This is a genomic window from Candidatus Binataceae bacterium, from assembly GCA_035508495.1.
GTDB lineage: Bacteria > Desulfobacterota > Binatia > Binatales > Binataceae > JASHPB01.
The window spans coordinates 54,261-68,793 of the sequence record DATJMX010000023.1 but is presented as its reverse complement, the minus strand read 5'-3'; the positions used below and the strand labels follow the sequence as shown (position 1 = coordinate 68,793).

Below are 14,533 nucleotides of genomic sequence, written 5' to 3'. Positions count from 1 at the left end.
GCGTCGTGAGGCTCACCACATCATCAACCTCGTCGCGCAACGACTCGATGGCGTCGGAAGGACCGACGGGCACCGCGAGAACGATCTTTCTGGCTTGCTCCTGGCGCACTCCGCGCAGCGCGGCGCGAATCGATCCGCCGGTCGCGATGCCGTCATCGACAACGATCACAGTGCGATCCTTGAGCGCAACCCGTGGACGTCCGCCGCGGTAAACCTCGTTCCGCCGGTGGATTTCCTTCAGCTGGTTATGAATCTCTCGCTCGAGATAATCGCGGGATACTCCAACCGCGCTCATCACGTCGCGATTCAGAATTGTCTGCGGATGGTCGCCATCGACAACCGCGCCGATCCCCAACTCCGATTGGCCGGGCGCGCCCAGCTTGCGAACGATGATGACATCGAGGGGTGCGTTGAGTGCGCGCGCAACCTCGAATGCTACCGGAACGCCGCCGCGCGGCACGCCCAGCACGACGGGATTTCGATCCTTGTACTTCTTGAGCGCTGCGGCGAGCTTTCGGCCGGCATCGGAGCGATCGCGAAATATCAGATCCTCATCGGCGTGAGGGCAATCCGACGATGCTTCCTCGCTCCGCGCTTCGGTCGCCAGGTGGCGCGCGAACCAGTCCCGCGCCAGGCGTACGACTTCCTCGAGCGTTCCCGGTTCTTCGAACAGATGCGTCGCTCCGGGAACAATCTTCAACTCCTTCTCGCAGCGCAGTTTCGCGAAGGCCCCCTCATTCATCTCGATGACCGGGCTGTCGTCGCCGCCGACGATCAGAAGCGTAGGCGCCTTAACCCGATGAAGAACTCGCATCGCAAGGTCAGGCCGTCCTCCGCGTGAAACGATCGCTCTGATCGAGGAATCCCGCGCGGCTGCAACCAAAGCTGCCGCAGCACCAGTGCTGGCGCCGAAGTATGCGAGCGGATAGTTCGCGTTCTGGTGCGAACGAAGCCATCGGGTGGCATCTATAAGCCGATGGCCGAGAAAATCGATGTCAAAAACATTTTCGCGATCCACCGCTTCTTCCTCACTCAGAAGGTCGAAGAGCAAGGTGCCGATGCCCGCCTTCTGCAGCGCTCTCGCGACATAAGTATTGCGCGGACTTAATCGGCTGCTGCCGCTTCCATGCGCGAACAGCACGATGCCGATAGCATCGGCCGGAACTGTCAGCGTTCCTTCGAGTTGGATCGCGTCTGAAGGAATCCGTACTTGCGAAGTCTTTTGTTGCCGCTCCATGCCGGTTTTCCTCCTTTCGATCAAACGCCGGACGGGCCGACCGTCTGATGGAACTTCTGAGCGTCGGTCCATAGTTTCTTAAGATCCTTGGGAAGCTGGCTCATCACATCCCATGCCTCGCCTTCCTGGCCGGTCGGGCTGCCGAGCAACCTCTGCAACCCGGCGAAGACTGCGGACACCGCCAACTCCGCTTCCGCGTCATCGGCGAGACCGGCCATCCGCTTCACTTCCCAGATGAACTGTTCTGCGGTGACGCGATGGACTTTACGATTGGGGATCTCCAGCGACATCCATATCAGCTTGAGGCGCTTGGGAAGTTGCGCCGCGACGTGCGACGCCTCCCGGTGTGTGAGGCGATCACGCAATTCCTGGAAGACCGCGAAGGTTAACGCCTCGGCGCGCCTCAGATCACATCCGACGCGTGCCATTACCTCTTTAAAGAATTCTTTCCCCTGCATGGCGGGTTGTTTCTCCCCGGCGGCAATATTCGCTTAGAGCATGGTACGTGCCAGCATCGACGCGCCTGGCTGGCCCAAGGAGTGTGTGAATTGATCGAAGATCGACTATCGTCCGAAGCCCCAGCGCATCCATGATCCGGTATTTATTGAATTCCAGCGTCTTGGATTGAGAGACTCAGTACCGTCGCCATTGCTCGCGGTCCGACATGAGCGAGGCAGTTCGCCGAAACTTCCTCCGAATCTCAGAAGAAGGGATTCAGATTTTGTGTATCCGATCGTTACAACATGGCGTTAGCAACTGACTCACTTCGGCTCGTTGCAAGGCGCCAAGAATCTCCGACGTTCTGTTATTTCATTTATCGAGAAGGCACGTGGATTGCTCAACAGGGTTGATCGATTGAGCGGTCAGCTTAAAAACTTTTGAGGTAAATGCCTTGCTGAAGCCGGTGATCTTCTCGGGTACGAGCAATCTTCCTCTGGCGGAGGATATCGCGCGGAACCTCGGCCTCTCGTTGGGAGCGAGGCGGCTCACGCGGTCCCCTGATGGAGAAGTGCGAGCGAATATCGAGGAAAACATCAGGGCGCGCGACGTGTTTCTGATTCAGCCGATCTCGCCGCCTCCGGACCAGAATTTGATGGAACTCCTGTTTCTGGCCGACGCGTGCCGCCGCTCGGGCGCGATTAACGTCACTGCCGTGGTTCCATATTTTGGCTACTCAAGGCAGTCTTGGAGTGAGCATGGCCGTGGAGCGATTGGTGCCAGATTGATCGCAGACCTTCTGAGAATGGCCGGCATCAGCCGCGTCGTGACCGCGGATCTGCACGGCACCGCGATCGAAAGCGCCTTCGCAGTCGCGATCGACCATCTCCGCACGGTACCTCTGCTTCTCGAGGCGCTTGTTCATCAACCGCTCGATGGAGTTGTAGTCGCAGCGGACATGGCCGCTCTGAGCATCGCGGAGCAATACGGTCGAGCGCTCAACCTTCCAATAGCAATCGTCGCGAAAGTTCGAATCAACGATGAGCAAGTGGTGGCACGCAACGTAATCGGCGACGTTCGCGGCAAAAGGCCTATTATTGTCGACGACATGATTATCACGGGTGCTACGATTGACGCCGCTCTGAATGCGTGCGTCACGTGCGGCGCCGTTCCAAACGCAACCGTCCTCGCCGCTCATGGATTGTTCGTCGGCAACGCAATGCCTCGATTGGCGGCCCTACCGATAACCCGGCTGCTTGTCACGGACAGCGTCCAAATATCGCGGGAGACAGCTTTAAACGCGAAACTGCCCCTTGAGGTCAAAGGCCTGGCACCGATTCTGGCTCAGGCGATCTCGCGGCTTCAAGTCGGCGAGTCCCTCGACGACTTGACCAGGAACTGAGGCTATGAGCGTCACGCAATTGCGTTGCTCGCACTGATGCGGCGTGCTGCGAGACGGAGAAATGATGGCATCGAATTATCCAACGATTCTCGCTCCGATTCAGTTTAACGATCCGAATTCGAGCGTCGCGCTTGAGATGGCGAGAAGACTGGCGTTAGATAGCAAAGGCCGCGTTTTCCTCCTTCACGTAACTCCATCGAAATCGGTGATTCCGGACCTTCCAGGTTATCGCGAAGTCTATGCGACCGACGAACCCTCCGTCCGCCGCGAACTTCAGAAACTCGCTTCGGAAAATCTGGCTGACGTTGCCTCAGAGATCATAGTAAAGGTCGGTGACCCGGCTGAGACAATAAACCTCGTGGCGCAACAGATTGGTGCGCAAATGATCGTTATGTGCACGCACGGCCGCAGTGGTCTGTCGCACTTCTTCATGGGGAGTGTCGCTGAGAAAGTAGTGCGAGAGGCGCCTTGCATGGTGTTGACGATTCGCCCGAAGTTACTCAGCGCCAACGGAGCTTAGATCCGTCATCGCCGTCCACCATCATGCTCCTTGCTTCTTCGCGATACCTCCCTTGTGAGTAAACTATTTCTTATCACCGGTGGCGCCGGGTTTCTCGGTATCAATCTCTGTCGTTACCTGTTGTCTCGCCATCACTCGGTGCGTTCTCTCGACATCGCGTCTTTCGACTATCCTGAAAAAACTGCGATTGATGCGATCCTCGGGGACATTCGTGATCCCGGTGCGGTAAGCCGCGCGATGGATCATATCGATATCGTGGTTCATTGCGCGGCGGCGCTGCCGCTGTGCTCAAGAGACGAAATATTATCAACCAACATTGCTGGAACCCGTGCGGTGCTCGAGAGCGCTCTTCAAAATCGCGTGTCGCGGTTTATTCACATTTCCTCGACTGCTGTCTACGGCATCCCCGACCATCATCCGATACGCGAGGATGATCGCCTTCGAGGTGTGGGACCGTATGGAGAATCGAAGATTCAAGCCGAGAAACTCTGCGAGGAGTTTCGGCTGAAGGGCCTGTGCGTGCCGATTCTTCGTCCAAAGAGCTTCGTCGGGCCCGAGCGTCTAGGTGCGTTCGAGTTGCTTTATGACTGGGCTTACGAAGGAAGGAACTTCCCGGTTCTTGGATCGGGGAACAATCGCTATCAGCTACTTGACGTCGAGGACGTATGTGAGGCCATCGATTTGTGTGCGTCGGGCGAACCCGGCCTTGTTAACGATACATTCAATGTTGCCGCCCAGGAGTTCGGGAGCATGCGGAACAATTTTCAGGCCGTGCTCGACCGGGCGGGACACGGCAAAAGAGTGATAACATTGCCGGCGCGTCCGGCGATCGTGATTCTGAAGGTTCTCGAACTCCTTCATCTGTCTCCATTTTACAAGTGGATTTATGAGACTGCGGCGCAGGAAAGCTTCGTATCCATCGATCGAATCCAAAACAAACTAGGATTCGTCCCGAAATACTCAAATCGCGACGCGCTGATTAGAAACTATGACTGGTACGTTGCTCATCGTGATCGAATCCATCGCACGCCCGGGACTTCGCATCGCGTAGCGTGGAGGAGAGGCGCCCTGCATCTCGCGAAGCATTTGTTCTAGGAAGTCGGGATTTGCGCCTAGTGGCCTGCCCGGCCCATGCTCGGGCCGTGCGCGCGACTGATTTTCTGACTGTCTAAGGCTGAATAGAATATTTTCCAAAGCTATGGCGAACTCATCTGAACTTTTTGAAATGACGCAGGGCCGCGCGCCTGCCCGCGTGTCGAGTCTGCCGCTCGCGGTGGATCTCGACGGTACCCTCGTGTCGACCGATGTCATGGTCGAATCGTGCTTTATCTTCGCAAAGAAATATCCTCTGCAATTGTTTCGCATGCCCTTTTGGATTGCCAATCCGGCTCGTTTCAAGCATCACCTGGCCAGCGAAGCGGTTCCTGACGTTCGCACGCTGCCTTACCACCGCGAGGTCGTCGCGTACCTCAAGGAGGAGAAGCAGCGAGGCAGAAAGCTCGTCCTCGCCACCGGCGCTGACGAGGCGGTGGCGCGCCAGGTAGCACAGGAGTTGGGACTCTTCGATGCCGTCTTCGCAAGCGATGGCGTTACGAATCTCAAGGGTGACAGAAAAAGGGATCGGCTGGTCAAGGAGTTCGGCCTCAAAGGTTTCGCCTATGCCGGCAATAGCACTAGCGATCGCAGCGTCTGGAAGGCGGCGCAGGAAACAATCCTCGTTCATCCTGCGGCGGGCCCGCGCGCCATTTCGGAAAGCGACTCCGGATTCGATCGGGTCTTTCATCCCGATTCACCCGGCTGGTGGCCCTATCTGTCGGCGCTGCGTCCATCTCATTGGCTGAAGGACGCACTCGTGTTCCTGCCGCTCCTGGCTGCCCATCAGGTGTACGATCTAACGATGCTGGCGCATGCGGTGCTCGCTTTTGTCGTATTGAGTCTTTGTGCCTCGAGCGTCTACTTGCTGAACGATTTGGTCGATCTCGATGAAGACCGGCAGCACGCGCAGAAGAAATATCGGATGCTCGCGTCGGGCCGGCTTCCGATCACGCATGCGCTGGTTATCGCGCCAACCCTGGTACTGCTCGCGATTCTGCTGAGCCTGTTTCAGCCGGCGCTCTTTCTTCTCACGGTCGCTGCCTATTGCATTCTGATGCTCGCGTATTGCCTGAAGCTGAGGTCGCTGGCGTTGTGGGATGTCGCCACTTTGGCGGCGGGCTACAGCCTGCGGGTAGTGGCCGGCGCGGTTGCGGTGCGCATCGCGGTTTCTCCCTGGCTAATGAGTTCGGTGTTCCTGTTATTCCTGGGCCTTGCCTTGCTCAAACGTTACGCAGAACTGACGAACCATCGCCTGAACGACCGGCCCAATGGCAGCGTACGCGGCTACGCAATCGAAGATAGTGGCCGAGTAGCGCTATATGGATGCCTCAGCAGTTACATCGCACTGGTCGCGTTCGGAGTCTATCTCGCTGGGGATAGCAATCGACAACTCCGGTACGAGTTGATCTGGGTTTCCTACGCACTGTTGGCCTACTGGATAACGAGGATGTGGCTGATGGCGCAGCGCGGCGAGATCAAGAGCGATCCGGTCAGCTTCGCGATAAGCGATCGGCCGAGTCGTCTCGTAGGTGTACTGATGGCGGTAACTGTTCTGGTCGCGGGATGAGCTGGGCGTCCCGCCGCCGCCGATTGTCCATCGCAGTGGCGGGAACGCTTCTGACAATGGCGCTTATCGCCTGTACGCTGGATGCACGCGGCGCTGAAGATGCCGATCAGGCTCGCCAGACCGCTGAATACGAGGCGGAACAACCCAAGACGATCATCCAGCTGCAACAGTTTCGCCGCAGCGAAACGATCGGCGCAGAGGGGAGCAGCGGTCTCCACGGCACAGCCACGCTCATCAACCTGAATCCTCAAATCAGTAGTTGGTACCTACTCACACTCGATTGGGGAACGAGCGAGGGCCAATTAACTTATCATCTGGAAAATCCCCGTCCTCACGACCAGACTATTCACCTCAGCGCCGGCGATCCGCACGGCATTCAAATCTCCTCCGGAGACCACATCACCAATTGCGATCTTTGGTCGGAAGGTGCATTGGAGGAGGCGCGACAGTCATCTCTGCCCTATGCGCCTCTTTGCGATGGCAATCTTTATCTGCGTAATCGGGCAAGCGGGCACTTCACTGCCCTTGAGTGGACGAGCGATTTTCTACGCAATCACGTTTGGGGTGGCGAAGAGATCGTCGGACTGGTGCGCAAGGAATTCTTCAGCGATCACTTTGCGGAGAGCGGTACACAAGCCGCTTCGTCATCTCAAGCTGCCACCGGCGCAGAGGAACCGGGTTGGCCTTTGCGTGCATCACTGAATCAAGACAAATCCAAACTCGATCTCGCGCCTGAAAATCTCGGTATCGATGTCGGGAAACCACTCAACACGCTGGAACCCGGGCAATGGTATCCCGCTAATGGCATTCCCGGCGTCTACGTAAGCTTCATCGAGCCGCAGATGATCTCGGTGGATATCCTCAATAGCTATCATGGTGTCGTCAACCGGCTCGACTCAGTCGAATCGGCCGCACTGGACTACTTGGTGGCATTTGATCTGGCCGACTTCGATCTTGGGTTCGCGCTCGGTACCGATCATCCTCATGTCGGATGGTCTCCGCGTCCGCCGCGGGACGTGCGCGACGATCTTCCGGGCCCGGACGGTATCAGCACCGCGGCGCCGCTCGTCACCAACGGATTGATCAGCCCTGCGCTCGCGGTTCATACGATCGCCACCTTTGCGGGCGGCTTCAAACGCGAGCACGGCGCTTTCAAGTACGGGCCCTTCTCGCAGATTAATCACGGCACTCATTACGGATTCATCGAGCAGGGCGTCGTTTTCAGCAAACTTCAGCAGGGGCTCGCGACACTATACGTGCTCGACGACGGCACGGTTCAGATGAAGAGCTGGACGGATGCCGATAACGCGCTGCTGGCTAGAATCAAGTTTGCGCGACAAAACGGAGTGCCGATCATCGAGCGCTCGACTACTGGCACTTCGGTGCCGGGTGCGTTGATCGCGCGTTGGGGTCCCGGCAACTGGTCGGGCTCCGCGGAAGAGGACTTACGCTCGCTCCGTGCCGGCGCGTGCCTGGAGGAGTCGCCCACCAAGCGCTTTCTTATTTATGGTTATTTTTCGACTGCGACACCGTCGGCGATGGCGCGCGTGTTTCAGGCCTATGGCTGCCGTTACGCGATGCATCTCGACATGAATGCTCTGGAGTTGACCTATCTCGCGTTGTATCTGCACCAGGGACCTCAGTTGCGCGTTGAGTATCTCGTCAAAGGCATGGCGCAGAGCGAGAAACAGACCGACAATGGACCGTTACTGAGATTTCTTGAGTATCCGGATAACCGGGATTTTTTCTATCTAGTGCGACGGGCATCTACGCGATGAGCAAATCAATCGTATCGCCGATAATATTTTCGCTAATCTTCGTCGCATCAGTTGCGGCTGCTGGTAACAGCGCTTTGGAAGTCCAGAATGAGCAGTTGTTTCGACAGATGCAGACGGCGCGGGGACTCAGCGATTATCAGATGGAAACCATCAAAGAAATCTTCGCGGATTCGGGTTACATCGGGCAAGGAAATCCTGCCGTCACCGAGCATCCCGTCACGCCCGAACAGTGCCAGGCGAAGCTCGATGCACAATCTGTGAAATACGTAAATCCTGAGTTCGAACGCATCTGCGGAGCGAAGTATATGGCGCCGCTCTATAATCGCGAGACCGAGAAAGCGGATCAGGCCAAAGTATGTATCGACCAGTTCGAATATCCCGATATACCATGCGCATATCCTGTCGTATGGGTTCGCGCACGTGAGGCAGTTGAGCTATGCGAAGCCGAGGGCAAGCGCATATGTGATGCTCATGAATGGGAAGGAGCGTGTGCAGGAAGTCTCGAGAAGCCTGACTATCGCTTCGATCTGGCCGAAGGAGTCAGTCCGAACGCTGCAGTCGCCCGAATGCGAGCGGCGCACAATCGCGAGTACGCCGCGGATAAATCCTGGAGCTACGGTCCTACTTATCAGACCGGGATTTGCGCGACGGGCAGCCATAAGACTTCCGGATGCAACGGCGGCTCATGGACAGGATGCGGATCGAACACTTATCCGGCCGGCGATTTTCCCGCCTGCCACAGTTCGCTGGACGTTTACGATCTGAACGGCAATGCGGCCGAGCATATGAATCTGCCGCTTAATCCGTCCCAGATGGCGAGCCTTGGGAGCAAGACGCTCGGTTATACGGAGATGAAAGGGAGTTGGTTTATCTTCGATACCTACCGTGCCCACGAGGACTGGTGCCGATGGCGTGCGCCATTCTGGCATGGATCCCGAGTAATGGACCCGCACAGTCATGAGAACTATCACCTGAGTTTTCGATGCTGCAAAACTCTGGAGAAAGCCGGCTCGGCTTCAGCGCCTGCAACCAGCGAGAAGGACGCTAAGTCTCCCTAGCGCGATGCCCGCTACATGGGCGATAGCATGGCGCTGGACGAGCTCGGATCAGTATACGTCGGGAGAAGGTCGAGTCTCAGTGTGGTGAGTTTGTTAATGAGATCGGTTACGCGGAAGAGCGGGCCCTCGCCGCTAAGCACGCCTGCGAGCTGCGAATCAGCCAGTGCCTCGAAGATCGACATCGACTTGCCATTTACCCAGATCGTCGTGCTGACCAGCCTCACGCCGTGACTATAGTCCGCATAGCGCGCACCGTGGACGGTGCTCAGCGGCTGAATCGGACAATCGATCGCGCGGTGCCATCCGTAGATTGCCACGCGATCGGGAAAGCGCCACAAGCGATTGGTGATCACGAGGTCTTTTTTATGGCCCGCCGTCAGCACGCCGGGCTCGAGGCCAAGCTCGGTGCGCTGCTCGGCGATCATGTCGTTATGATGGCAGTAGTAGTCAGTCGAGCGCATCTCATCGCTGGCTGGTAATGGCTGCGGCGCGAGGCGCACCGCGGCCTGATCGTAAATCGAATCAACTATTTTCTTGGTGGGCAACGTAAAACCAAAACTACCTGCCACCTTGAGTGCGGTCGAAAGCCTCATCGGGATGAAAAGGAAGTCGCGATCCGAACCGATCGCCATGTAATCGGTCAGAACGCACAGGGTTACCTTCACATCGCGACCGTCAGGCAGGTCGCCGCTCATCGTGATCGGAGCAACTCGTCTCAGAAACTGCGGCAGGTCGCCGTCAAGCAGTTCTGATTGGATCTGCGCCTCGCGATCCGAGCCGCTGAGGCCCTCGACACGACGCGCGAACTCGCTGCCGGTCAATGCCGACGGCTGGCGCGACGGAATCTTCCCAAGTAGATCGGCGCCGCAAGGATTTGGAACTGAGCCGCAAATGGCGATGCCGGGCAGAAGTAGCATCGCAAATGCGAGCATCAGTGAGTTGACAGTACGCATATTCATTCAAAGTCTGCGCGACAAAAATAGGATAAGCTGACAGTACGCCGCATGTCGATGATCTAGGCGGAGGCCTCGCAAGTAATTTTGCGCCGAGGCAAAATTTGCCGCGAAATCGCTATGGATTGTTGGATGAGCACACAATCCGGCTACCACACCTGAGCTACATGGAGCCGGTCAACCGTTCGAGCGCGAATCTTGTCTGAGCGCGAGCGATTCGTCCACGACACTGAAAATCGACGGACCGGAAATCTGTTGAAAACGATAATGCACTCGCACGATTGGAATATCGAGGTGCACGATCCGATCGAGGCGCGCCGGGCTTCCATCGACGATGGCTGCCGCGTTGCTGCGCCGCAGCGTCTCTTCCAGTTCCGCTCTTTGGCTGTCCGAATAGCCGAGCGCAGGTAACACGGCACCGATGTGCAGATAGTGTCGATACGCCTCGGCAATTGTCCCGACCGCGAAAGGGCGCGGGTCGATGATTTGCGCGCCGGCCGAGCGGGCCGCCACCATCCCCGCGCCAAACGACATTCCCCCGTGCGTGAGCGTTGGACCATCTTCAACGACTATGACCCTACGACCAGAAATCGACGCGGCGTTGTCCATAGTCACCTGGAGATCGGCCTCGATAACGGTTGCGCGCGGATTGAGTTCAGCCACATTGCGTCTGATCTGCACGAGCGCCTCGGGAGTCGCGCTCGACACCTTGTTGATCACGAGAACATCCGCAGCCCGCAGATTCGTTTCACCGGGATAGAAGGTCGTCTCGTGTCCGGGCCGAAGCGCATCGAGCACGACGATGGAAAGGTCGGGATGTATGAAAGGATAGTCATTGTTGCCGCCATCCCAGAGGACGACATCGGCCTCTCGCTCAGCTTCGGATAGGATGGCCGCATAGTCCACGCCGGCGAACACCGCGATCCCCGCATCGATGTACGGTTCGAACTCCTCACGCTCTTCTATCGTGCAATCATAGAGATCGAGGTCGGATTTGGTCGCATATCGCAGACAGCGCTCCTTGCCCAGATCGCCATACGGCATCGGGTGTCTCAACACGGCGATGCGCCGCCCGTTATCGCGCAGATACCGCGCGAGAGCCTGCGCGAGTGGACTCTTTCCCGAGCCGGTCCGCACCGCGGTAACGGATATAACCGGCCGGTGACTGCGGAGCTGCGTTAGTCGGGGACCCAGGAAGGCGAATCCGGCTCCAGTGGCCTGGACCAGACTTGCCTTGTGCATCACTTCCTCATGAGCGAGATCGCTATAGGCGAGAAACACGAGATCGACTTCGAGTCGACGTATTAGCTGCGCGAGTCGCTCCTCAGGAAAAATAGGGATGTCGGCATCATAGGTGGGACCTGCAAGCTCGCGCGGGAAGGCGCGGTCCTCAATGAATGGAATCTGCGTCGCTGTGAAGGCGACTACGCGAAACTCGGGCCGTTCGCGAAAGAACATCTGGAAGTCGTGAAAGTCACGCCCGCCAGCGCCCATGATGATGCAGCGCAGCGGCATTCTCCCTGGATTTTTCAACGTTGCGATGGCCCCTTCCTCATTGATCAGCATCGCGCGCCGAAAAGCCATCTCTCCGCCGAGCTTTTGAATCAAATTTGCCCAACTCTCCTCGGGAACGGATGCCTCACGTGGGGCGCCGCTGCCCCAGGTCTCGATTAAATCGGCACGATTCCGAGCAAATTTCGATGGCACGCGCCGTGCTCAAAGGTGCTCTGCGACTGAACGAAACAAGCATACAAAGCCAACGAAGCGAAACCTGAGGCAGTCGAATCAAAAGGGGCACGCAGATGAAGAACCGAATCGAACTAGCGACCGAAGACCTCACCGACGGGATCCTTCCCAGCCAATATAACGATTTGGTCAGGCGCCTCTCACCGATTGCCGAAGGTGAATATCGGCTGCTGTGGGCCATTCTCGAGGACGCGATCAGAACCTATCTCGCGAATCGCAGTTGTTCGAACGCGGCAGAGCGCAGAAAGTTCGAAGACGTGCGCGATTGGTTTGAGCCTGCTCAGGCTGAAGCACGTGCTCTGTTCGATTTCCAGAACGTATGTGACCTGCTGGGAATCGATTCTCGTCGGCTGCTGAAAGGTCTCAAGGCTCTCGATGCTCGTAAACTCTCGTCGAAACCTTACCGGATTCTCCCAATTGCGGGAGCTCAAAAATTGGCCGCTTAAGGCACAGGCCAGGCAACCGAATCCATAAGGACAAAGACTCGATGAACATGCTCTCCACAGTTTGGATTTTTGCAGGTTCCATTCCGCTGCTGCTGGCGTGGGCTCGATATCAGGTTCAGCAAGTAAGGTCCGTTCGAGCGGCGCGCCATCCGATCTCAAGGACCTATGGCTCGCTGCAGCCGAGGAGAACGAGGCCTAAACGGCGCCGATGTGGGGCTCCGGGAACTGAACACCATCACCAATACGGGCGGATAGATAAACGGCAACAGGAGGTAAGTAACAATGGGATTGATTGAAAAATGGAAACCATCAAGGGAGCTGGATCGATTTCGCAACGAGTTTGACGACTTGCTGCAGCGCTTTGGCCTCGACCGCGATTGGTTCGGCCGCTTCCCGGGCCGCGACCTGCTGCCCGAGTGGCAAAGCAGTACGATGCGCCCCGCGATCGAATCCCGAGTCGAGGACGGCAAGCTAATCGTCCGCACAGACCTGCCGGGAGTTGATCCGAAGAACGTCGACATCAAGGTCGTGGGCGACATGCTCACGATCAAAGGCTCGCGCGAGGAAAAGAGCGAGACCAAGAAGGCCGACTACCTGCACAGCGAGATCCGCTACGGTTCCTTCGAACGTTCGATCGTGCTGCCCGACGGGATAAAAGCCGATGATTTGAAGGCCACTTATCACGACGGCGTGCTCGAGCTCACGGCGCCGATGCCCAAGGAAGCGATTCCGAAGGAAGTGAAGATCCAGGTCGAAGCTCCCAAAGTCAACGCGGAGAAGAAAAGCGCCGCTTGAGCGACCTACTCGCGTGGCGGGCGGATGCTTTCATCGAAGCATCGCCCGCCGGGACCAGGATCAAACTATGCAACGAGCTTTGCAAATAACTTCGCGCAACTTCGAGTTGACCGCCGCTATTCGGACAACGATCGAGCAACATGCCAAGGCCCTGGAACAGTACTTCGGTCGACTTACAGGCTGCCACGTGGTGCTCGAAGCGCCGGCCGTGCATCATCATCGCCACGGCGGCCCGTTCAAAGTCAGCATCGACCTCCGCACGCCTCAGGCTGAAATATCGATCAATAAGCAGCAGGCCCAAGATCTCCCGGTCGCGATCAGGGAAGCGTTCGATGCCGCGCGGCGCCGTCTCGAGGATCATCTGCGCGAACTTCGGGGCGACGTGAAGTCGCACACGTCGACAAGGCGGGTTGCCGGCGAGCGGGAAGTCCCTGTCGAAGACGAGGAGTGATGGACCGGCGAAACTATCTCTTGTGCGGGGGGCTTCTGGTGACAATGGTCGTAGCTCCCCTCTCAATTGCGCGAGCACAGACCGGAAAGCAGGACTACGAAAGCTACTGCGCCGACTGTCACGGCGCCGACGGTAGGGGCAATGGTCCTGCGAATCAGGCTATTGGCATGTCCACAAAGCCGGCAGATATAACGCTGCTAGCAGCCCGTCACGGGGGCAAATTTCCGTTCGATGAAGTAGTTGACATCGTGGACGGCCGTAAGGCGATTCCCTCGCACGACCGTCTGGAGATGCCGTTTTTCGCGGTCAAGCTTCAGAACCCCGGCGAGGGATTCAATCCAACGAGCGACGCCGTGGTCAGGAAGAGGATCGACGCAATCGTGACTTACGTCGAAAGCCTGCAACAACAGTAAGTGCACTTGCATAGGCTCAGGGAGAAAGTTCAGGGAATCGCAGCGAGGCAAGTATCATGGACCTACACGATACGAAGCACAAAAACTCAAAGGGCCTAGAACAGCTTGGGAAGAAGCGTATCACTTTCCTGACCTGTGAAGATTGGATGACTTCCAAACTTTATACGGTAGGTCCAGACGACTCGGTCGAACACGCCCGCTCGCTGTTACGCACGCACCGCATTAATCAGCTGCCCGTGATCACCGAAGGTAAGCTAGTCGGCATCATAACCGATCGGGATCTTCGCGGACCGGGATTGCCCGCGGCCGGTGCGCCTATCAGTTCAAAAGATTCTGGAGTTACGGGAGACACGCTGGTCGGAGCGCTAATGACGCATCCGGGGATCTCCCTGGCTCCCCACAGCACCCTGATAAATGCTGCCCAGGTGATGCGTCAGCAGCGAGTGGGATCGCTGCCGATCACTGACCATGGTCGGTTAGTTGGCATCGTCACCCGCAGCGACATCCTGGAAGCACTGGTTGTATTCGGAACCGGGAGACACACGCGGTTGGATCACCCGTAACGTCAACCCGATCGACACTCAAGCGAGAGTTGGCGTTTCTCGCCGACTCTCGTGCCCCGCTAATAGAGCCG

15 protein-coding genes are annotated in these 14,533 nt (G+C 57.5%); 10 read left to right on the top strand and 5 right to left on the bottom strand.

What is annotated here, in order from left to right; all coding sequences use genetic code 11:
• From VMA09_08145 to VMA09_08135, 3 genes are all read right to left on the bottom strand, one after another.
• Positions 1–1,237, bottom strand: a 1,237-nt coding sequence (locus VMA09_08145; GenBank protein HUA33562.1) for a phosphoribosyltransferase family protein, incomplete at its 3' end; no start/stop codon positions are given.
• Positions 1,238–1,257: 20 nt separating this feature from the next.
• Positions 1,258–1,695, bottom strand: coding sequence for a DUF2267 domain-containing protein (locus VMA09_08140; GenBank protein HUA33561.1), 438 nt, complete (start codon positions 1,693–1,695; stop codon positions 1,258–1,260).
• A 716-nt stretch (positions 1,696–2,411) separates the two neighbouring features.
• Positions 2,412–2,873: a hypothetical protein gene (locus tag VMA09_08135; GenBank protein ID HUA33560.1), complete on the bottom strand. Its 462-nt coding sequence runs from the start codon at positions 2,871–2,873 to the stop codon at positions 2,412–2,414.
• Positions 2,874–3,141: 268 nt separating this feature from the next.
• Here VMA09_08135 and VMA09_08130 point away from each other — a divergent pair, with 268 nt between their 5' ends.
• The 5 genes from VMA09_08130 to VMA09_08110 all read left to right on the top strand — a co-directional run bounded on the left by VMA09_08130 (position 3,142) and on the right by VMA09_08110 (position 9,095).
• The gene (locus VMA09_08130) at positions 3,142–3,597 is read left to right on the top strand and encodes a universal stress protein (GenBank protein HUA33559.1); all 456 of its coding nucleotides are present in this window, start codon (positions 3,142–3,144) and stop codon (positions 3,595–3,597) included.
• A 54-nt stretch (positions 3,598–3,651) separates the two neighbouring features.
• The gene (locus VMA09_08125) at positions 3,652–4,692 is read left to right on the top strand and encodes an NAD(P)-dependent oxidoreductase (GenBank protein HUA33558.1); all 1,041 of its coding nucleotides are present in this window, start codon (positions 3,652–3,654) and stop codon (positions 4,690–4,692) included.
• A gap of 103 nt (positions 4,693–4,795) precedes the next feature.
• Entirely contained in the window at positions 4,796–6,259 is a 1,464-nt protein-coding gene (locus tag VMA09_08120) for a UbiA family prenyltransferase (GenBank protein HUA33557.1), read from the top strand.
• Between the two features lie 56 nt (positions 6,260–6,315).
• On the top strand, positions 6,316–8,037 hold the full coding sequence (locus VMA09_08115; GenBank protein HUA33556.1) for a hypothetical protein: 1,722 nt from the start codon (positions 6,316–6,318) through the stop codon (positions 8,035–8,037).
• Positions 8,034–9,095: an SUMF1/EgtB/PvdO family nonheme iron enzyme gene (locus tag VMA09_08110; protein ID HUA33555.1), complete on the top strand. Its 1,062-nt coding sequence runs from the start codon at positions 8,034–8,036 to the stop codon at positions 9,093–9,095. The genes VMA09_08115 and VMA09_08110 overlap by 4 nt, the downstream gene beginning before the upstream one ends.
• 11 nt (positions 9,096–9,106) lie before the next feature.
• Here VMA09_08110 and VMA09_08105 read toward each other — a convergent pair whose 3' ends face one another.
• Together VMA09_08105 and VMA09_08100 are read right to left on the bottom strand one after the other, a co-directional pair.
• On the bottom strand, positions 9,107–10,048 hold the full coding sequence (locus VMA09_08105; protein ID HUA33554.1) for a hypothetical protein: 942 nt from the start codon (positions 10,046–10,048) through the stop codon (positions 9,107–9,109).
• A gap of 177 nt (positions 10,049–10,225) precedes the next feature.
• On the bottom strand, positions 10,226–11,632 hold the full coding sequence (locus VMA09_08100; protein ID HUA33553.1) for a hypothetical protein: 1,407 nt from the start codon (positions 11,630–11,632) through the stop codon (positions 10,226–10,228).
• A 218-nt stretch (positions 11,633–11,850) separates the two neighbouring features.
• On the opposite strand from VMA09_08100, the gene VMA09_08095 reads away from it, so the two are divergent.
• The 5 genes from VMA09_08095 (at position 11,851) to VMA09_08075 (ending at position 14,462) form a co-directional block, all read left to right on the top strand.
• Complete coding sequence (locus tag VMA09_08095) at positions 11,851–12,240, top strand: hypothetical protein (protein HUA33552.1); 390 nt, start codon at positions 11,851–11,853, stop codon at positions 12,238–12,240.
• A gap of 282 nt (positions 12,241–12,522) precedes the next feature.
• Positions 12,523–13,035, top strand: coding sequence for an Hsp20/alpha crystallin family protein (locus VMA09_08090; GenBank protein HUA33551.1), 513 nt, complete (start codon positions 12,523–12,525; stop codon positions 13,033–13,035).
• Positions 13,036–13,102: 67 nt separating this feature from the next.
• A complete protein-coding gene (locus VMA09_08085; protein HUA33550.1) occupies positions 13,103–13,486 on the top strand; it encodes an HPF/RaiA family ribosome-associated protein in 384 nt (127 codons plus the stop codon).
• Between the two features lie 44 nt (positions 13,487–13,530).
• Positions 13,531–13,899, top strand: a complete 369-nt coding sequence (locus VMA09_08080; GenBank protein HUA33549.1) for a c-type cytochrome — start codon at positions 13,531–13,533, stop codon at positions 13,897–13,899.
• 56 nt (positions 13,900–13,955) lie between these two features.
• Positions 13,956–14,462 (top strand): CBS domain-containing protein, encoded by a 507-nt coding sequence (locus VMA09_08075; protein HUA33548.1) that lies wholly within the window; start codon positions 13,956–13,958, stop codon positions 14,460–14,462.
• Positions 14,463–14,533 lie beyond the last annotated feature (71 nt).